Raw genomic sequence first — 20,229 nt, 5'->3', positions numbered from 1 at the left:
GAAATATGGTGAAAATGCTGACGTCGCGCGCGTTCTGGCGCTGGGTGGTGCTGATCGTGGTGGCGGTCCTCCTGGCCGCCGCCATCTGGTTTCTCGCGCCCCTGGTGAGCATCGGCGGCGATGCGCCGATGGCGGACGCGACGCCGCGCGTGCTCGCGCTCCTGGTGCTGCTGCTTTTGTGCGTTCTGATCGTGCTGAGCTGGCGTACCCGTCCCGAGCCGGCTGGCCCCGCCGCCGAGCACAAGGCCTTGCTGCCGGCGGGCGTGGTCCCGGCGCGCGACGCGCAGGTAGAGGCCCAGACCGCCGCGCTCGCGGACGGCTTCCAGCGCGCCATGGGGGTGTTGCGGCGCATGCGCCTGTCGCATCGCTGGGGCCGGTCCTACGCCTATCAATTGCCCTGGTATCTGGTCACTGGAATGGGCGGGGCGGGGAAGACCTCGCTGATCCGCCGCTCGGGGCTGCGCTTTCCGGTGGCCGACCGGCGCGACGGCCCCGGTGGTCAGATCGCCGCCGGCGCCTCCTGCGCCTTCTTTTTCAGCGACGCGGCCGTGCTGGTGGATACCCAGGGCCCGTTTCGCGGCGATGGCATCGCCTCCGGCAGCGAGCGTCAGGTCTGGACCAATTTCGTCGCCCTGCTGAAGAAGCACCGGCCGCGCCAGCCGATCAATGGCGTCATCCTCGCCATCAATCTGGAGGATTTGGAGGGGTGGAGCGAAGCCGAGCGGCTGACCCATGGCGCCGACATCCGCCAGCAGCTCGTCGGCTTGCAGACAAGGCTGAAGGTGCGGTTTCCGGTCTATGTGGTGCTCACCAAGGCCGACCGCGTGCCCGGCTTCCACGCCTTCTTCGACGGGATCACCGCCGAGGAGCGCAACCGGGTGTTCGGCCTCACCTTTCCGCTCTGCGACGAAAACGGCTTGAGCGCGGAGGGCGAAACCCTGTTCGCCTTCCTCAACCGAGAATATGACAACCTGCTGCAATGGCAGCTTCCGCGCGTGCTCAATCGGGTGAACCTCGAGGCCGACGCCGGGCGGCGCTTCGACACCTTCATGTTCCTGCCCTATCTCGCGGCGCTGAAGCCGGCGGTGTGCGATCTGCTGGAGGACATGTTCAAACCGAGCGGATACGAGCGGCCGTTGCTGTTGCGCGGGCTCTATCTCACCAGCGCGGACGCCGAGGAGGTGGGGAACGAGAGCCCCTATCGCCTGCTCCCGCAGGAGCGCCCGGAGGGCGGCTCGGCGGTGGTGGAGCGTCGGCGCACCGGCTTCTTCATCCATGACACGCTGGAGAAAGTGATTTTCGGCGAAGCCGGCCTGGTGGGGATCGATTCCGAGCTGAAGCGGCGCCAGAAGCATCTGCAATGGGGCCTCACCGCGCTCGCCGGCTGTATCGCGGTGGGGCTCGGCCTGTGGTGGACGGTGAGCTTCCTTGGCAACCGCGCCCTGATCGAACAGGTGGACCGCTCCGCCGACCGGGCCAGACAGGTGATCGCGCCGCTTGGCGAAAGTGCCGTGCTGAAGCCGGGCGGCGATGCGGATCTGTCCGTGGCGGTGCCGGCGCTGACCACGCTCGCCGCCATGCCCACCGGCTGGAACGACCGCAGCCAAAGCGTGCCGCTCGCCCATACCGCCGGCCTCAGCCAGACCCCGCGCCTCGCCACCGCGACGCGCACCGAATATACCGACGCGCTGCAGAGTCTGTTCCTGCCCCGGCTCGACCTCGCCCTGCAACGCCAGATCGAGGCCAATATGAGCAAGCCCAGCACGCTGTACGGCGAGCTGATGGTCTATCTCATGTTCGGCGGCGTCGCCCCGATGGACAAGGAACTGGTGGTCGCCTGGATGCGGCGGGAATGGGCCACGACTTATCCCGGTCCCGCCCAGGCGCCGCTGCGCGCGGCCCTGGTGACCCAGCTTTCGAACCTGATCGACGCTCGCTTTCCCAAGCTCGATCTCAACGCCAGTCTGGTTGCGCGGGCCCGCGCGGTGCTGAACCAATATCCCGCCGCCGAGCGCGGGCTCTCGATCCTGGAGGATCTGCCCGAGGTGAAGGAGCTTCAGCCCTGGAGCGTGGCCGATGCCGCAGGGCCGCTCGCGCCCTATGCGCTGGTGCGCCGCTCCGGCAAGACGCTCGCGGACGGCATCGCCGGCATGTATACGGCGGCGAACTTCTTCACCGTGGTGCTGCCGGCCATCTCCAAGGTGGCCGAAGCGCTGGTGCGCGAGGATTGGGTCCGCACGCCCGCCAATCCCAACACTCCGGCAGCGGTGCGCGCGTCCCAGCTCAAGAAGGACATGCTGGCGCTCTACACCAGCGACTATGTGGCCCAGTGGGAAGCCCTGCTGAGCGATATCACCATCGCCCCCTTCGCCACTCTGCAACAGGAAATGGCGGTGCTGCAGGCCCTGATCGGCCCGCCCTCGCCGCTGAAGGTCTATCTCACGGCGGTGGCGCAGCAGACCACGCTGGCCCCGCCCGCCAAGCCGGTCAATGTGGCGGACGCCTCGGCCGCCAAGGCGGAACTGGCAAGCCTGCTCGGCGGCGGTCCCTCGCCCGGCCAGCCGGTGACCGACCGGTTCGCCGGCCTGCATACGTTCGTCACCGGCACGCCGAGCCCGATCGACGACGTCGTCAAGGCGCTGACCCAGTTGCGCATGGCCATCGGCCCCGCCGCCAGCGCCGGGGACGCCAGCCCCTCGCAGGTCACCGAGCTGACCTCCGGCCCGGCGTTCTCCCAGATTCTCGGCCAGTTGCGCATGAGCACACTGAGCGCGCCGCCGGCCCTGGCGGAATCGATCCTCGCCTTGGTGCGCCAGACCTCCGCCATCACCAATGCCGGGGTGCGCGAGGACATGAATGCGGCCTGGAAGGCGCAGGTGCTGCCGTTCTGCCAGGTGGCGATCAACGGGCGCTATCCGTTCGAAAATTCGCAGAATGAGGCAACCCTCGTCGATTTCACCCGCATGTTCGCCCCCGGCGGGCTGCTCGACCAATTCTTCGAAAAGCAGTTGAAGCCGTTCGTGGATACGAGCGTGGCGCCCTGGAAGCTGCTGGCCAATGCCGGCGCGCGGCCGGACATCACCGCACCGGCGCTGGCCTATTTCGAGCAGGCGGCCCGCATTCGCACCATGTTCTTTCCCGCCGGAGCCACCGCCCCGCAGCTCACCTTCGACGTGACGCCGACCAATCTCGACCCCGGCGCCATGCGGGTGAAGCTGGAGATCGACGGCCAGTCGATCATCTACCAATACGGCCCGCCGCAGGCGCTGGCGGTGAAATGGCCCGGTGCAAGCGGCATCATGCGCGTGGAATTCGGTGCCCAGGAGAGCGGCCAGCCCTCCTCGCTGACAGTCAACGGACCTTGGGCGCTGTTCCGCTTCCTCAATGCGCGCGGCCTCACCCGCATCACGGCGAACCGGTTCGCGTTCAACATCAATCTTGGTCCGCGCGCGGCGAGCTTCACCCTGGACGCCGCGAGCGTGAACAATCCGTTCCGCCAGAACCCGCTGACCTCCTTCAAATGCCTTCCCTCTCTGGTACCGGGCTGATTTGCGCGGTCCACGCGGCCCGATTGGCGCGGCCTAGATCACGCTTGTCACACAGGTGTTTTGGTCGGCGGCCTAGCTTCGCGCGAACCCACCCGACGGTGCGAGGGCCCGCGCTGCGGCGCCTCGGACGGACCCTCCGCAGGTCGGGCGCAACGCAGCAAGGGCATGCTCGGTCTCCCATGGTCCTCACCGGCACTTTCGACCCAGACATGGTGCTCCAGCCCCTCTCGGAGGAGGCGCCGAGCGGCACCGATCCGCGCGCGGATGTTTCGGTTTCCTCGCGCTATCTCAGGGTCAAGGATGCCCGCGCCAGCGCGCGCCGGGTGGAGCGGGCGAACGATGTGGATGGCGACGGCGCGCCGCCGCACCAGGAATGGGGCGATGTCGTCGAACTGTCCGGCGAGATTCTGACCGAGGAAGGCAAGGATCTCGAAATCGCCGCCTGGATGATCGAGGGACTGGTTCGGATCGACGGCTTCACCGGTCTTTATACCGGCCTCAGGGTCGCCGAGGGGCTGGTCTCCGGTTTCTGGGACACCGTCCATCCCTTGCCCGATGAAGACGGGAACGAAGCGCGGCTTGCCCCGTTCATCGGCCTCAACGGTGTGGACGGGCAGGGCACGCTGGTCCAGCCGCTGCGCAAGCTGGCCATAACGGGCGGCGACACGCCCTTCGCCTTCTGGCAGTTCGAGCAGGCTTCCGACATCGTCCATATCGCCGATACGGCGAAGCGCGACGCGCGCCTTGCCGCCGGTGGCCTGTCGCTGGAAGCCTTCACCAATGCGGTCCAGGCGACGCCCGCGGCCTTCTACGGCAAGCTGGTCGCCGAGCTGGATGCCAGCCTCGAAGCGCTGAATGCCTTGTCCGATGCGTTCTCCGTCCATGTGGGGCGCGAGGCACCGCCGGCCGGCGCCATTCGCGGCGTGCTGACGAACATTCTGGATGCGGTGAAGACGTTTGCCGCCGACAAGATCGCGCAGGCGGCGCAGCACAGCGAGATGGCCGATTCCGGCGCCGACGTCGAGGCGGGCGAGGAGACCTCCGGGGCTCCTGGATCATCGGCCCCGGCCGCGTTCGGCGGCCCCTCCAACCGGGAAGACGCGCTGCGCCAGATCCTGCGGATCGCCGCCTATTTCCGCGAGCACGAACCCCATTCGCCGATCTCCTACACCCTGGAGGAGATCGTGCGGCGCGGGCGGATGCCGCTCGGCCAGCTTCTGGACGAGCTGATCATCGATGCGGATGCCCGCCGCTATTTCTACATCGCCTCCGGCCTCAAGGCCCCGGACGCGGAAAACTGATCCTGCGCCGGCCGACGGGCCGGACGCGTGAGCCGTACCGCCTGATTGCGTAGCCGAAAACGAGGGGTTGAAGCGCGATGCCGAGCATTCACGAGAAGCTTAACCGCGTGCGCAAGCCGCGCGTCCACATCACCTATGATGTCGAGACCGAGGGTGCGGTGGTCCAGAAGGAGCTGCCGTTCGTGGTCGGCGTGCTCGGCGATTTCTCGGCGGATGCCACCGAGCCGCTGAAGCCGCTGAACGATCGCAAGTTCATCCAGATCGACCGGGATAATTTCGACCAGATCCTGGCGCGCATGACCCCCGGCCTGAAGCTGAAGGTGGACAACACCTTGGCCGACGACGGCAGCCAGATGACCGTCGAGCTGGGCTTCAAGTCCATGGACGATTTCGATCCGGCCGCCGTGGTGCAGCGCGTGGAGCCCCTGCGCAAGCTGATGGAAGCGCGTGACCAGCTGCGCGACCTGCTCTCTAAGGCCGACCGTTCGGAAAACCTGGAAAGCCTGCTTGAGCAGATCCTGACCAAGGAAGACGACCTGAAGACGCTGAGCAGCCAGCTCGGGATCGAAACCGAAACCGAAAAGAAGGAGGGCTGAGATTATGGCCGAAGCTCAGACTCAGGAAGCTGTAGCGGAAAGTGCCGTCGCCGAAGCCGGTGCCCTGTCCTTCCTCGACCAGGCGATCGCCGCTACCAAGCAGACCGATCCCGACCGCACCGCCGAACTGCTGCGCACCTTCACCCGCGAAGCGCTCTCCGGCACGGTCACCTATTCCAAGAACCTGTCGCAGACCATCAACAATGCCATCAAGGGCATTGACGCGAAGATCTCGACCCAGCTCAACGCCATCATGCACCATGCGGACTTCCAGAAGCTGGAAGGCACCTGGCGCGGCCTGAACTATCTGGTGATGAACTCGGAAACCGGCGCGGGCATGAAGATCCGCGTCATGAACTGCACCAAGAAAGAGCTCTACAAGAGCCTCACCAAGTCTTCCGAATTCGACCAGAGCACGATCTTCAAGAAGATCTACGAGACCGAGTTCGGCAGCCCCGGCGGCGAGCCTTACGGCGCGCTCATCGGCGACTATGAATTCACCAACCATCCCGAAGACATCGAACTGCTGACGCAGATGTCGTCGGTGGCGGCGGCGGCCTTCGCCCCGTTCATCGCCGCCGCCAGCCCCAAGCTGTTCGGCTTCGACGATTACACCGAGCTGTCCAAGCCGCGCGACCTGGAGAAGATCTTCGACTCCATCGAATATGCCAAGTGGCGCTCGTTCCGTGACAGCGAGGATTCCCGCTTCGTCACGCTGACCCTGCCGCGCACCCTCGCCCGCCTGCCGTACGGCGCCGACACCAAGCCGGTGGAAGCGTTCGACTTCGAGGAAGCCCCGGTGGTCAATGGCGTGCCGCGCGCCATGAACCATTCCGACTATACCTGGATGAATTCGGCCTATGTGATGGGCGTGCGCCTCACGGACGCTTTCGCCCAGCACGGCTGGTGCACCGCCATCCGCGGCGCCGAGGGCGGCGGCAAGGTGGAGAACCTGCCGAGCCACGTGTTCGTCTCCGACGACGGCGACAGCGACCAGCAGTGCCCCACCGAGATCGGCATCACCGATCGCCGCGAGGCCGAATTGTCCAAGCTCGGCTTCCTGCCGCTCTGCCACTACAAGGGCACGGATTATGCCGTGTTCTTCGGCGCGCAGACCACGCAGAAGCCCAAGAAGTACGACCGCCCCGAGGCAACCGCCAATGCGGCGATCTCGGCGCGCCTGCCCTACATGATGGCCACCTCGCGCTTCGCCCACTATCTCAAGATCATGGGCCGCGACAAGGTGGGTTCCTTCATGGAAGCCAGCGATTGCGAGAAGTGGCTGAACCGCTGGATCATCAATTACGTCAACGGCAATCCCGATGCCGGACAGGACATGAAGGCCAAGTATCCGCTCGCCGAGGCCAAGGTCGAAGTGCGCGAGATTCCCGGCAAGCCCGGCTCCTACAACGCGGTCGCCTGGCTGCGTCCGTGGCTGCAGATGGAAGAGCTGACCACCTCGCTGCGCATGGTGGCCCGCATCCCGACCGCGTCCTGAACCGATTGAGCGCCACGGGAGGACACCCGTTTGGACTCCCTGGTGGATCAGCTTCAGCCGGGCCCGGAGGCATCGCCCTCCGGGCCCGGCCGTGCGTCGGCGCCGCCACGTGCCGATGACGATTTGATGCCGCCGTTGCCCGCACCCTCTTCCTTGCCGCCGCCCTTGCGGCGCCATGCCATCGATATGGCGCTCGGCCGCACCGATGACGCGCGCCTCACGGCCTTTCTCGCCGAGACCGATCCGCTGCGCGCCCTCATCGCCTGGTTCGGCGAAGACCTCGCGCAGATGCCCGGCAGAGCCGCGCTTCCGGGCCTGATCGACCGCGACATCGCCTTTCTCGACGAATTGCTCACCGACCAGCTCAATGCGGTCCTGCACCAGGATCGGTTCCGCGCGCTGGAGGCCTCCTGGCGGGGGCTTGCTTATCTCGTCGGCTGCGCCGCGACGGCCCAGAAGGTGGTGGTGCGGGTGCTGAATATCTCCTGGGGCGAGATCTGCGCGGATTTCGACCGCGCTTCGGATTTCGACCAGAGCCAATTGTTCGGCAAGATCTATAGCGAAGAATTCGGGATGCCCGGCGGCCAGCCCTATGGCGTGTTGCTGTGCGATTACCAGGTGCAGCACCGCCCCACGGCCGATCATCCCACCGACGATGTGGCCGCGCTCGCCGGGCTTGCCGGGGTCGCCGCCGCCGCCTTTGCGCCGGCCATCCTTGGCGCTTCCCCACGCATGCTCGGCCTCGACAGCTTTTCCGAGCTGAGCCATCTGCCGAGCCTTGGCGGGCTTTATCGCGGGGCCGAATACGCGCGGTTCGAACGGCTGCGCGCCACCGAGGATGTGCGCTTCCTCGGGCTTGCTCTGCCCCGCGTGCTGATGCGCAAGCCCTATGGGCGGGACGGGGTCAGCGGTGTCAGCTTTCGCTATCGCGAGGACCTGCGGGGCCTCACCGAGGATGACCTGTGCTGGGGCAGCGCTGTCTATGCCTTCGGCGAGGTGCTCATCCGCGCGTTCGACCTGCACGGCTGGTTCGCCGACATCTGCGGGACACAGCGCGACGTGATCGACCACGGCCTCGTCACCGGCATCGAGGCGCCAAGCGCGGAAACCGACGCGCCGGGGGTGGTCGAGCGTTTCGGCAGCGAGCTTGCCCTTGCCAACCAGACCGAGTTCGACCTCTGGCAGATGGGCTTCATGACCATCAACGTCTGCAAGGACACGCCCTATCTGGTGTTCCATTCCAGCCCGTCGATCCAGAAGGTGCCCCAGGGCGGATATTCCGCGACCAATGTGAATGCCCGCCTCTCGGCCATGCTGCGCTACATTTTGTGCGTCTCGCGCTTTGCCCATTACGTGAAGGTGAAGATCCGCGACCGGATCGGCGCCTATGTCAGCGCCGACGCCTGCGAGCGCGATCTGCAGGCCTGGCTGCATTCCTATTGCCTCGGCAATGACGATGCCGGCCCCGACATGAAGGCCCGCTTCCCGCTGCGCGAAGCGCGCGTCGAGGTGCGCGCGGTGCCGAGCCGGCCGGGCACGTTCGCCTGCGTTATGCATCTACGGCCGCATTTCCAGCTCGATCAGATCTTCACCACCTTCAAGCTCGTCACCGATGTGGCCCTCGCCGCATCGCGCACCGGTTGAACCGACGCCCAGGAGACGCCCCATGACCCTTTCTGCGCTGAAGATTTTCGAAGCCGGCCGGCTCGCCGATGCCATCGCCGCCGCCAATGAGGAGGTGAAGGCCGCCCCGCAGGATATCCAGCGGCGCAGCCAGCTTGCCGAATTCCTCTGCATCTCCGGCGATCTGGAGCGGGCCGAGCGGCAGTTCGATGCCATCGCCACCCAGGACCCGACCACCGCCGTGCGCGTCGCGGCGCTGCGCCAGCTGGTGCGTGCCGACATGGCGCGCCGCCAGGTGTGGACCGAGGGCCGCATGCCCGAATTCGCCGGCACCCCGCCCGAGCATGTCACCTTGCGCCTGGAAGCCCTGATGCATCTGCGCGCCGGCCGCGCCGCCGAGGCGGGCGCCTGCCTTGCCCGCGCCGAGGAGGCCCGACCAGTGGTGAGCGGCACCCATAACGGCGTTGCGTTCGAGGATTTCCGCGATCTCGACGATCTCACCGCCGGCATTTTCGAAGTGCTGACGGTGACCGGCAAATATTTCTGGATCCCGCTGGAGCAGGTGGAGGAGGCGGTGTTCACGGTGCCCGCCCGTCCGCTCGACAGCGCGTGGCGCACGGTGCAGATGAGCGTGCGCGGCGGGCCGGAAGGTGAGGTCGTGGTCCCCGCCACCTATCCGCATCTCTCCGGCACCCTGCGCGAGGCGCTGCGGCTCGGCCGCGAGACCGATTGGGTGGAAGATGCCGGCGGCTTCGTCTCCGGCCAGGGGCTGCGCTGCTTCCTGGTGGGAGAGGACAGCGTCTCCGTGCTCGACATGCGCGATCTTCAGTTCACCCAGGCGGTCAGCGCACAGCGGGAAGCCCCCGCCGCATGACGCGCCCCGAGCACCTTGCCCCGCTCGGCCTGTCGCTGGTGGACCGTCTCCTCGACGCGGAGCGGCCCACCGTGGCCGCGTTCCGCGACGGGCTGCGCCGCGATCTTGAGGAATTGCTCAATACCGACCGGCGGGTGATCGGCTGGGCCGCCGATCTCACCGAGCTGGACACATCTCTGGTCAATTTCGGCATCATGTGCCTGTCCACGGTCAACCTCTCCACCGAGCAGCGGCGTGCGCAGGTGGTGGAGGAGATTGGCGAGATCATCCGGCATTGGGAGCCGCGGCTGGAAAACATGCGGGTCAGCGCGGTGCCCAATGTGGATTCGAGCGACCGCTCCCTGCGCATGCGCATCGAGGCGGAGATCATGATCGAGCCTTCGCCGGAACCGATGGTGTTCGACACTCTCATCGACCCGCTCGGCAACACCGTGTCCCTCACGAGTGCGCGCAGTGACTGACGATCTGCTGTCCTATTACAACCGCGAGATGGCCTATCTCCGGCAGATGGCGGGCGAATTCGCCAGCGCCAATCCCAAGATCGCGGGCCATCTGCGCCTGTCGGGCGATGCCATCGACGATCCCCACGTGGCCCGGCTGATGGAGGGCGTCGCCTTCCTGAACGCCCGCATCGGCCGCAAGCTGGATGACGAATTCCCCGAGCTGGTGAATGCGCTGCTGGAGGTGCTCTACCCCCATTATCTCGCGCCCATTCCCTCCATGGCGACGGTGCAGTTCCAGCCCAAGGCGGAGATGGCCGGGCCGCAGCTGATCCCGGCCGACACCGAGCTGGAATCGGAAGCCGTCCAGGGCGAGGTCTGCCGCTTCCGCACCCGCTATCCCGTGACGCTGTGGCCGATCGCGCTGTCGGATGCCGCCATGACCGGGCGTCCGCTGGTGGCGCCGGTGAATCCGGCGGCCGAGGGCGCGGCGGCGGTGCTACGCCTCTCGCTCGCCTGCACCACGCCGGGGGTCACCTTCACCCAGCTTCAGCCGGACAAGCTGCGGGTCTATCTGCGCGGTCAGCCGCATCAGGTCTACGCCCTGCAGCAATTCATCTTGAACAATACCTTGTCCATCGCCCTGGCGGACGGGGCGGGCGACCCGAACCCGGTGATCCTGCCGCCGAGCGCGGTCTCGCCGGTGGGGTTCGCCGCAGAAGACAACATGCTGCCCTACCCGCCCCAGTCGCAGCACGCCTATCGCCTGCTCACCGAATTCTTCGTCTTCCCCGAGAAGTTCCTGTTCTTCGACATCGACCTCTCGGCCAAGGTGCTGCGCGATGCCGGCGCGGCCATGGATGTGTTCTTCTATTTCGATCGCACCGACGTGACGCTGGAGCGCACGGTCTCCAAGGATCTGTTCGCGCTCGGGTGCACCCCCATCATCAATCTGTTCCCCCAGCGGGCGGAGCCGATGATGGTGTCGCGGAACCGGTTCGAGCATCGCGTCATTCCCGATGCGCGCCGGCAGAATGTGCTGGAGGTGCATTCGCTTCTCTCCGTGGTCGGCACCGATGGCGCGGGCGAGCAGCGGCCGGTACTGCCGTTCTATGCCCGCCGCCGGGGCGGGCATGAGGTGAACGCGCCGGCCTATTGGGCCGCCTCCCGCCGGCCGGCCGGTGGGCGCGATCCCGGCACGGAAGTGTTCCTCTCCTTCGTCGATCTCAATCGCGACACGGCTGGCGAAACCGATTGGGTGGTGTCGCTGGAGACCTTGTGCCTCAACCGCGATCTGCCCTCAAAACTGCCCTATGGCGGCGGGCATCCCTATCTCAAGCCGGTGCACGGCATCGGCACCGTCGGCGAGATCACCTGCATCTCCCCGCCGACCCGCACCTTGCGTCTCGGCGCGGGGCAAAGACAGGCCGGCGCGGGGAACAGGCACCGGTGGGAACTGGTCTCCCATCTCCTGCTCAATCACCTCTCCATCTCCGGGCCGCATGGGCTGGAGGCGCTGAAGGAGATCCTGCGGCTCTATGATTTCCGCGATTCCGCCGAAAGCTATCGCCTGATCGACGGCATCGTGGCGCTGAGCGCGCAGCGCGGCACGGCGCGCGCGCCGGTGCGGCCGGGGGATGTCGCCTGGGGCGACGCCATCTGCCGGGGCATCGACATCGGCATCGAGTTCGACCCGGCGAATTTCAGCGGCAGCTCCATGTTCCTGTTCGCCATGGTGCTGGATCAATTCTTCGGCCTCTACGCCTCCATCAATTCCTTCACGCGGCTGACCGCCACGATCAAGGGACAGTCAGGGATCCTTCGCACATGGCCCGCGCGCGCCGGATACCGCCCGCTACTGTAATCGAACAGCTCCTCGCCGAGCCGGAGAGCTTCGATCTGATCCAGGCGGTGCGGGTGCTGGAGCGGCGCTGGCGTGTCCGGCAGGAGCCGCGCCACGAGCAGCGCGGCGCCTGGTCCTCGGTCTTCGGCGATGAACGGGACGTGCCGCTCGATGCGGTGCGGTTCCTCGGGGAACCCTCCCTCAAATATCCCATCGCCACCGTCACCCGCGCCACGGCGCCCGAGGGTGAGGGGCCGGTGCAGCTCACGGTCGCCTTGTTCGGCCTCATCGGGCCGCTCGGCGTGATGCCCTACGGCTACACCAATCTTGCCACTCAGAGCCTGCACGAGAAGAATCCCGCCTTCGCCGCTTTCCTGGATATTTTCCAGCACCGGGCGGTGACCCAATTCTATCGCGCCTCGACCAAATATCGCCTTGCGGTCTCCCACGAACAGCGCCGCCCCAAGGCGCCCGATCCGTTCGCCACCGCGCTCCGGGCCTTGGTGGGCCTCAGCCCGACGGCGCTGCACGATTGTCTTGCGGTGGCCGATGATGTGATCTTGCATCATGCGGGCCTGTTCGCCGCCCAGTCGCGCCCCATGTCCGGACTTGAGGCGCTGCTGGTGAACGAACTGGCGCATGATGTCTCGATCCTGTCGTTCGTGGGCGGCTGGCTTGGCGTTGCACCATCCGAACAGACCCGGCTGCCGTTCCCCGGCGCACCCGGGGGCCTGCATTGCCGGCTTGATTCCAGCGCCATGCTGGGGTCGCGTGCCTGGGTGGCGCAGGATTGCTTCCGCGTGGTGATCGGCCCGGTGGACCGCGCCGGCCTCCAGGAGCTTCTGCCCGGCGGCCCGGAATCCAATCGCATCGTCGATCTGGTGCGGCTCTATTGCGGGCTGGAATTCGATTTCGAGATCAACGTCATCATCAAGGCCGGGGCGGTGCCGCCTGCGCGCCTTGCCGGTGGGTCGCACGATCCCGGCGCCGCGCGCCTCGGGCAGACCGCCTGGGTGCTCTCCGCACCGAGCCCCATCGACCGCTCGGACGCCATCTTCCCCGCCGGCGGGTTCGCCTGACCCTGCCGTTTATCTCCTCCCGATCGAAGCGAAACGCACCTCTCATGACTTCCTGGGCTTCCGGCTATGTCAGCGACATCGAATATCTTCCCGGCCTCTATGTGGAGCAGGCACCGGGGCATCTGATCCTGGCCTGCCTCATCAATGGCATCGAACCGCCGTTGCTCGGCGAGACGTTCGATTATTGCGAATTGGGATGCGGGCAGGGCGTGACGGCCAATGTGATTGCCGCTTCCAATCCTCGGGCACGGGTCGTGGCGGTGGACTTCAACCCCGCCCATATCGCCCGCGCGGGCGGCGTCGCGCGGGCGGCGGGGCTTGAGAATGTGGATTTCCTCGAACTGAGCTTCGAGGAAATGCTCGATCCGGAAAAAGCCGATCTGCCGGCGTTCGACATGGTGACGCTGCACGGCGTGTGGTCCTGGGTCAGCGCCGAACATCGGGCCGCCATTACGGCCTTCCTCGCAAGGCGGGTGAAGCCGGGCGGCATTGTCTCGCTCAGCTATAACGCCATGCCCGGCTGGACCGCGCTGCTGCCGCTCCAGCGGCTGATGCTGGAACATGCCGCGCTGAGTCCCGAGCGCAGCGACGTCCAGGTGCTGCATGCGCTGGACTTCGCCGAACGCCTGCAAAAGGCGGGCTCCGGCGTGCTGGGTTCGCAAACCCTGATCGAGCAATTGCGCGCCGGTTCGGCCAAGCATGCGGGCGATGAGAAAGCGGTCTATCTCGCCCATGAATATCTCAATGCCAATTGGCAGCCGCTCTATCACATGGACACCGCGCGGCTGCTCGCAGAAGCCAAGCTGACCTATGTCGGCGCGGCGACGCTGACCGAGAATTTCCCCGATCTCGCGTTCAACCCGGCCCAGCGGGAGATTCTGGCGGGCGTGCCGGCGGGTCCGCTGCGGGAGAGCGTGAAGGATTACCTCGTCAACCGGCCGTTCCGCCGCGACATCTATGTGCGCGGCGCCCGTCGGATGCCGGATGCGGTGCGCGATGCCCGGCTGCGGGACTTTGGCCTGGCGCTCAGCGTGCCGCTGGCCGACACCAAGACCGCCCTCGACGTGCCAGCGGGCAAGGCGCAACTGGAAGCGCGCTTTTATCAGCCGGTGTTCGAGGCGCTGGCCGCGCGGCCCCATACGCTCGGCGAACTGGCCGATCTGCCGGCGTTGCGCGGACAGGAGGGCGGCCCCTCCTTGGTGGAGATGGCGGGGATCCTGGTGGGGTCCGGTCAGGCCTTGCCGGTGCCGTTCGGCCTGTCGGTCGAGGCCAGCCCGGCGAGCCGTGCCCTCAACCGCGCGGCGGTGCTGGAAGTGGCGGAAAAGCGGGCCAAGACGGCGGTGGTTGCAGCTCCGCTCACCGGCTCGGGCCTCACGCTCACCACGATGGAATCGCTGGTCTATGACGGTCTTGCCAATGGCGTGCCGGGGGAGCTTCCCGCGCTGCTTGCCCATGCGCAGGCCCGCATGGCGCAAGGGGCCGTGCCGCTGATGCGCGAAGGCAAGCGGATCGAGGATCCCGCCGAAACCCAAGCCGCCATTGCCGAGGGCGTGCACTGGTGTTTCGAGAACCGTCTGCCGTTCTGGCGCCAAGTTGGCGCAATCTAAGCGGGCGCGATCTGAGCGATACGCGAAACAAAAAAGCCCTCCCCGGCGGGGAGGGCTTCAGCCTTGCGATGGGCGTGGCGGTCAGCGAACGATGATGTTCTTGAACTGCCAGGGGTCTTCCAAGTCGATGTCTTCCGGGAACAGTTCCACCCGCTTGGTGAGCGGGGTCCAGTCGGTATAGGTGCCCTTCACCTCGCCGAGATAGGGCGCCTGCACTTCCAGGCAACGGCGGAAGTCCATTTCGTCGGCTTCGACGATGCCGGCTTGCGGATTTTCCAGCGCCCACACCATGCCCGCGAGCACGGCCGAGGTCACCTGCAGCCCGGTCGCGTTCTGGTAGGGGGCAAGCTCCCGCGCTTCCTCGATGGAGAGGTGCGAGCCGTACCAATAGGCATTCTTGGCGTGGCCGTAGACCAGCACGCCCAATTCGTCGCGGCCGTCGACGATTTCGGTCTCGTCGAGGATCTTCCAGGACGATTGCTGCACGCCGCCATTGCCGAACATCTCGTGCAGCGACAGCACCGCGTCGTTGCACGGGTGGTAGGCGTAATGGCAGGTCGGTCGGTAGACCACGTTCGCCCCGTCGCGCACGGTGAGATAATCGGCGATGGAGATCGACTCGTTGTGCGTGACCAGATAGCCGAACTGCGGCCCCGGGGTCGGGGTCCAGCTGCGCACGCGGGTGTCCGCGCCCGGCCGCATCAGATAGATGGCGGCGCCGCAGCCGGAGGCATGGGTGCGCCCGTCGGGGGGAAGCTGCTTCTCGTGGGTGCCCCAGCCGAGTTCGGCCGGCTGCAGGCCCTCGGAGACGAAGCCTTCCACCGACCAGGTATTGACGAACACGTCGGCCGGCTTCGGCTTGTCGGCGCTCTGGGTGTCGCGCTCGGCGATATGGATGCCCTTCACGCCGAGGGCGCGGGCGAGCTGCGCCCATTCCTCGCGGCTGGCGGGTTCCGGCCGGTCGAGGCCGGTGTCGGCGGCGATGTTCAGCAGCGCCTGCTTGACGAACCAGGACACCATGCCCGGATTGGCGCCGCAGGTGGAGACGGCGGTGGGGCCGCCGGGCGAGCGGCGGCGGGCATCCAGCAGGCCCTCGCGCAGCGCATAATTGGAGCGCGCCTCGGGGCCGAGCGTGTTGTCGAAATAGAAGCCCTTCCAGGGCTCGATGACCGTATCGACATAGAGCGCGCCGATTTCCCGGCACAATTCCATGATCGCGATCGACGACACGTCCACTGAGAGATTGACGCAGAAGCCGCGCCCGCCGCCCGCCGTCAGCAGGGGGGTGAGCAGGTCGCGATAGTTTTCGGCGGTCACCTCCGACTGGATGAAGCGGATGCCGCGTTCGTCCAGCAGGGCCCGGTCCTTGTCCACGGGGTCGATAACCACGAAGCGGGATTTATCGAATTCGAAGTGGCGCTCGATGAGCGGCAGCGTGCCGCGACCGATCGACCCGAAGCCGATCATCACAATGGGTCCATCGATTTTCGCGTGAACCGGCCATTGGCTCATAATGGGGACTACTCCTCGTCAACACCCAGGTTCGGGCGCGGGGGCACCATGCGGACGGGCGCCGTCCGCGTCAACCGCGCAGCTCCGCAAAAGCAAGGCGGGTCAACGATTTCCCGACATGGAAGCGTCATAAAATCCGGATCGCGGCGGGCGGAGCGCGGCGCATATGCCGCCGGGCGGGATCGGAGAAGCGGCCCGCGAGGTGTTTTTCGCCTGAAAAGAAACCTACCCCCATTTCCCCCTTCTCCCTCCTAACCCTCCCCCGCACGCGGGAGAGGGAACATCGGTGGTGCGGGATGGAGGGAGGGATGAGAGAGGGATGAGAGAGGGGGCCGCGAAGCCTGCCTCAGTCGCTGGCGAGGATGTGGTTGCGCACCAGGGGATAGACTTGCCCGGCCCATTTGCGGCCGCTGAACACGCCGTAATGGCCGACGCCCGCCTGCATGTGGTGGCGCTTGCGGTGAGGGCGCAGACCTGAGCAGATGTCCTGTGCGGCCATGGTCTGGCCGATGGAGCAGATGTCGTCGCGCTCGCCCTCCACGGTGAGCAAAGCGGTGCGGCGGATGGCCTTGAAATCAATGGGATTGCCGCGATAGGTCAATTCGCCCTTCGGCAGCAGATAATCCTGGAACACGTATTTCACGGTCTCCAGGTAGAATTCCGAGGCGAGATCCAGAACGGCGAAATACTCGTCGTAGAAATGCTTGGTGCTCTCGGCCTTTTCCATCTCGCCGGCAGCGAGATTTTCGTACAGCTCCATATGCGCCTTCACATGCCGGTTCAGGTTCATGCTGACGAAGGCGGTCAATTGGATGAAGCCGGGATAGACCTTGCGGCCGGCGCCCTTGAAGCCCATCGGCACCGTGGCGATGAGGTTTTTCTCGAACCATTCGATGGGTTTCGACGTGGCGAGGTCGTTCACCTTGGTGGGATTGATTCGGCAGTCGATGGGGCCGGCCATCAACGTCATGGAGCGGGGATAGGCTGGGTTGCCCTCCTGCGCCATGATGGCGACGGCAACCAGAACCTGCACGCAGGGTTGACACACCCCCAGGATGTGGCAGCCCGGCCCCATGAATTCCAGGAACTTGATGATGTGCTCGACGTAATCGTCGAAGCCGAACGCCCCGTGCTCCAGCCCGACATCGCGGGCATTGTGCCAATCGGTGATGTAGACGTCGTGGTCGGGCAGGAGGGTCTTCACCGTGCCCACCAGCAGCGTCGCGAAATGGCCGGAGAGCGGCGCCACCACGAGCACGCGCGGCTGCGGCACCGCGGTGTCCTTCTTGAAGTGCAGCAGCGTGCCGAAAGGCAGCACATGGGCCACCTCCTCGGTGACCTCCACTTCCTGGTTGCCGACCATGGTGCTGGGGATGCCGAACGGCAGCCGCGCGTGGCTGAGCCCGGCACGCTCCACCATTTCGAACGCGGCCGAAAGTTGTCGAGCGCCGGCGCGCATGCTCTCGGTGCTGAACAACGAGAGGAAGGAACTGTCGAGCGCGCGCCGGGCCATATGCGCCCCGAAGCGCAAGGGTTCCATCAGGTCGGACTGGGTCTGGTACGCGAGGTACATCATGACGCCCTTCGCTGCCTTATTTTGGGGGCCTGCGTCGTGGAAGCGGTCCTGGAAGAGAGAGTGTCTGTCATTGCGTTTGAACGCCCCTTACCCGCTTAGCGCGTAAAACCGAAATCCAAGCCGGCTTGGATTTCAACCCGTCCGAAAGAGCTAAGGCTTTGGCCCAATTTCGCTTCTATGCCTTCCCTAGCGCCCCGATCGGATGTAATTCTAAAAGGATATTGGAGCGGGGGGTGGTGCATTGCAACACACAACCGCTAAGATTGCTCCAGATGCCTTCGAGCCAGCGGTGATGTTCATGAGCACCCTCACCATTTCGAGCAAAAACTACTCCTCCTGGTCCCTGCGCGGCTGGCTGCTGTGCAAGATGGCGGGCCTCGCGTTCGAGGAGGAGCGGGTGCCGGTGGACGACCCGGACGCGAAGGCCGAACTGCTGCTGCTGTCCCCCTCCTTCCTCGTGCCGCGCCTGGTGCATGAGGGCGTGACCGTGTGGGATACGCTGGCCATCGCCTCCTATCTCAACGAAGTCTTCCCCGAAGCCCAACTGCTGCCCGCCGACCGCGCGGCGCGGGCGCATTGCCTCTCGATCTCCGGCGAGATGCATTCCGGCTTCGCCAACATGCGCTCGGCGCTGCCGATGAACATGAAGGCCTATTTTCCCGGCTTCAAGGTGTGGGCCGGCGCCCAGGCCGACATCGAGCGCATCCTCGCCATCTGGCGCGGCTGCTTCGCCGCCCATGGCGGCCCCTACCTGATGGGGGCGAACGTCACGCTGGCGGACGCCATGTATGCGCCGGTGTGCTCGCGCTTCTCCACCTATGATGTCGCGCTCGACGCCGCCTGCGCCGCCTATCGCGATCGCATCATGGCCCATCCCCTCATGCAGGAATGGATCGCCGGAGCGAAGAGCGAGCCGGAGGAGCTGGAGGAACTGGACGTCGAGTTCTGAAAGGGCCCGCGCGCCGGCTCATTCGCCTGGCGCGCGCAGATAGGCGAGCAGGCGCCGGGCATAGGCGGGCAGCACGTCCTCGCGCCGCACCGCGATCACCAGGGTGCGGCGAGCCCAGGGCTCGTCCAGCGGAACGAAGACGAGGGCATGGCTCTCCCGCAATTGCTGCGCCACCGCCGCGGGGATCACCGCGATGCCCACATGGGCCTCGATGTGCGGCCCCACCATGGTGGCCATGGCGGCGAACCCGTTCACCCGCACGCGATACTTGAGCGCCCCGCCGGCCCGCACGGCATTGCGTTCCACCAGGCTCTGCAGGCCGTTGCCCTCGGGCAGGCCGACGAACGGCTCCTCCAGTACGTCGGCGATGCGCAGGCTCGCGCGTTCGCAGAGGGGATGATCGCGCGGCAAGGCGACCACCAGCCGGTCCTCCCGGTAGCGGGTCAATTGCAGTCCCGAGGTGTCGGCGGCATCGGAGGTGATGCCCATGTGGATCAGCCCCTCGACGAGCGCCTGGGCGATCTGCCCGCTCGGCCGTTCCTCCAGGTCCATGTCGATGCTGGGATTGGCGACGAGGAAGCGGGCGAGGTCCGCCGACAGGCCGTGGCCGAAGGAGGCGGTGTTGCACCACAGGCGAACGTGGCCCTTAAGCCCCTTGCCGTAGCCGGCGAGTTCGCCCCGCATGCGTTCGCTCTGCGCCAGCATGAGGCGGGCATGGTGCACCAGGGCTTCGCCCGCCGGCGTCGCGGCCACGCCCGCGCGGCTGCGTTCCAGAAGGGGGGTGCCGATCTCCGCCTCCATGTCGCGGATGCGGGCGCTGACGGAGGCCAAAGCGAGATGGGCGCGGGCCGCCCCCGCCGTGAGGCTTCCTGCCTCCACCACATTCAGGAAAAGCCGCAGGTCGGAGAGATCAAGGCGCATCCCGGAAGACTAACCTTCGGATCACCCGAAGGCTAGCGCGTGGAACTTCCAGATTGCCCAGGCGCCGTGGACCCATCATGTTCGCGCCCATGTCCGACTCGTCTCTCATCACCGTCCTCTTCATCGCCTTCGCATTGGTCCTCGCGGGCGTCGTGAAGGGCGTCATCGCCATGGGCCTGCCGACCATTGGCGTCGGCCTGTTGAGCATCGTCATGCCGCCGTCCCACGCGGCGGCGATGATCATCGTCCCGGCGACGGTGACAAACGTGCTGCAGCTGTTCAGCGGCCCGCGCATCCTGCCCAATGCGAAGCGGTTCTGGGCGCTGCTTCTCACGCTGATGACGGGAACGCTGGTTGGTGGCTATTGGCTCGGCGGTCTCAGCTCCCATTGGGCGCCGCCGTTGCTGGGCCTGACCCTGCTGGTCTATGGCATGCTCGGCCTACGCTCGATCCATTTCCATACCCCCACTGCCTGGGAGGGATGGCTGTCGCCGGCGATCGGCCTTGCTTCCGGATTCCTGACCGGCACCACGGGCGTAACGGTCATGCCGTCCGCGCCCTATCTGCAATCCCTGGCGCTGGACCGGGAAGACCTGATCCAGGCGCTCGGCCTCACCTTCACCGTGGCGAACTTCACCCTCGCCTTCGCCCTCACCGGCGGCGATGCCCCGCTGGCCGATCCACACGCGGTGATGCTGTCGCTGGTGGCGCTGGTGCCGGCGCTGATCGGTATGGAAATGGGTCGGCGCATGCGCCTCACCTTCTCGCCCGCGACCTTCCGCACATGCTTCTTCGCCGGCCTGCTGGGGCTGGGCCTATTCATGGTCGCCCGCAGCCTGTTCCTGTGACCGGCATCGCCGGG

At 66.4% G+C, this 20,229-nt stretch carries 15 protein-coding genes; 12 read left to right on the top strand and 3 right to left on the bottom strand.

Annotated features, from left to right (window positions below):
• Positions 1–5 precede the first annotated feature (5 nt).
• The 10 genes from tssM to V5F77_RS07115 all read left to right on the top strand — a co-directional run bounded on the left by tssM (position 6) and on the right by V5F77_RS07115 (position 14,409).
• The gene (gene tssM, locus V5F77_RS07160) at positions 6–3,548 is read left to right on the top strand and encodes a type VI secretion system membrane subunit TssM (RefSeq protein WP_429004655.1); all 3,543 of its coding nucleotides are present in this window, start codon (positions 6–8) and stop codon (positions 3,546–3,548) included.
• 209 nt (positions 3,549–3,757) lie between these two features.
• Entirely contained in the window at positions 3,758–4,849 is a 1,092-nt protein-coding gene (gene tssA, locus V5F77_RS07155) for a type VI secretion system protein TssA (protein ID WP_429004654.1), read from the top strand.
• 77 nt (positions 4,850–4,926) lie between these two features.
• On the top strand, positions 4,927–5,445 hold the full coding sequence (gene tssB, locus V5F77_RS07150) for a type VI secretion system contractile sheath small subunit (RefSeq protein WP_429004653.1): 519 nt from the start codon (positions 4,927–4,929) through the stop codon (positions 5,443–5,445).
• A gap of 4 nt (positions 5,446–5,449) precedes the next feature.
• On the top strand, positions 5,450–6,943 hold the full coding sequence (gene tssC, locus V5F77_RS07145; protein WP_429004652.1) for a type VI secretion system contractile sheath large subunit: 1,494 nt from the start codon (positions 5,450–5,452) through the stop codon (positions 6,941–6,943).
• A 126-nt stretch (positions 6,944–7,069) separates the two neighbouring features.
• Positions 7,070–8,587: a type VI secretion system contractile sheath large subunit gene (tssC, locus tag V5F77_RS07140; protein ID WP_429004651.1), complete on the top strand. Its 1,518-nt coding sequence runs from the start codon at positions 7,070–7,072 to the stop codon at positions 8,585–8,587.
• 22 nt (positions 8,588–8,609) lie between these two features.
• Positions 8,610–9,440, top strand: coding sequence for a type VI secretion system accessory protein TagJ (locus tag V5F77_RS07135; protein ID WP_429004650.1), 831 nt, complete (start codon positions 8,610–8,612; stop codon positions 9,438–9,440).
• Complete coding sequence (gene tssE, locus V5F77_RS07130; protein WP_429004649.1) at positions 9,437–9,901, top strand: type VI secretion system baseplate subunit TssE; 465 nt, start codon at positions 9,437–9,439, stop codon at positions 9,899–9,901. The genes V5F77_RS07135 and tssE overlap by 4 nt, the downstream gene beginning before the upstream one ends.
• Positions 9,894–11,744, top strand: a complete 1,851-nt coding sequence (gene tssF, locus V5F77_RS07125) for a type VI secretion system baseplate subunit TssF (RefSeq protein WP_429004648.1) — start codon at positions 9,894–9,896, stop codon at positions 11,742–11,744. The genes tssE and tssF overlap by 8 nt, the downstream gene beginning before the upstream one ends.
• Complete coding sequence (gene tssG, locus V5F77_RS07120; RefSeq protein WP_429004647.1) at positions 11,708–12,802, top strand: type VI secretion system baseplate subunit TssG; 1,095 nt, start codon at positions 11,708–11,710, stop codon at positions 12,800–12,802. Before tssF ends, tssG begins: the two co-directional genes overlap by 37 nt.
• A gap of 44 nt (positions 12,803–12,846) precedes the next feature.
• Positions 12,847–14,409 (top strand): class I SAM-dependent methyltransferase, encoded by a 1,563-nt coding sequence (locus V5F77_RS07115; protein ID WP_429004646.1) that lies wholly within the window; start codon positions 12,847–12,849, stop codon positions 14,407–14,409.
• An 81-nt stretch (positions 14,410–14,490) separates the two neighbouring features.
• On the opposite strand, the gene V5F77_RS07110 is transcribed toward V5F77_RS07115, so the two are convergent.
• Positions 14,491–15,921: a homospermidine synthase gene (locus tag V5F77_RS07110; RefSeq protein ID WP_429004645.1), complete on the bottom strand. Its 1,431-nt coding sequence runs from the start codon at positions 15,919–15,921 to the stop codon at positions 14,491–14,493.
• Positions 15,922–16,267: 346 nt separating this feature from the next.
• The gene (locus V5F77_RS07105; protein ID WP_429004644.1) at positions 16,268–17,497 is read right to left on the bottom strand and encodes a polyhydroxyalkanoate depolymerase; all 1,230 of its coding nucleotides are present in this window, start codon (positions 17,495–17,497) and stop codon (positions 16,268–16,270) included.
• 292 nt (positions 17,498–17,789) lie between these two features.
• Here V5F77_RS07105 and V5F77_RS07100 point away from each other — a divergent pair, with 292 nt between their 5' ends.
• Entirely contained in the window at positions 17,790–18,446 is a 657-nt protein-coding gene (locus V5F77_RS07100; RefSeq protein WP_429004643.1) for a glutathione S-transferase family protein, read from the top strand.
• Between the two features lie 18 nt (positions 18,447–18,464).
• Here V5F77_RS07100 and V5F77_RS07095 read toward each other — a convergent pair whose 3' ends face one another.
• Positions 18,465–19,367, bottom strand: coding sequence for a LysR family transcriptional regulator (locus V5F77_RS07095; protein WP_429004642.1), 903 nt, complete (start codon positions 19,365–19,367; stop codon positions 18,465–18,467).
• 77 nt (positions 19,368–19,444) lie between these two features.
• On the opposite strand from V5F77_RS07095, the gene V5F77_RS07090 reads away from it, so the two are divergent.
• Positions 19,445–20,215, top strand: coding sequence for a sulfite exporter TauE/SafE family protein (locus V5F77_RS07090; protein WP_429004641.1), 771 nt, complete (start codon positions 19,445–19,447; stop codon positions 20,213–20,215).
• The last annotated feature ends 14 nt before the right edge of the window (positions 20,216–20,229 follow it).

It is taken from the genome of Roseixanthobacter psychrophilus, from assembly GCF_043195195.1.
In the GTDB taxonomy this organism is placed as follows: domain Bacteria; phylum Pseudomonadota; class Alphaproteobacteria; order Rhizobiales; family Xanthobacteraceae; genus NCEH01.
The sequence above is the reverse complement of the archived record's forward strand: the minus strand, read 5'-3'. Positions and strand labels throughout refer to the sequence as shown.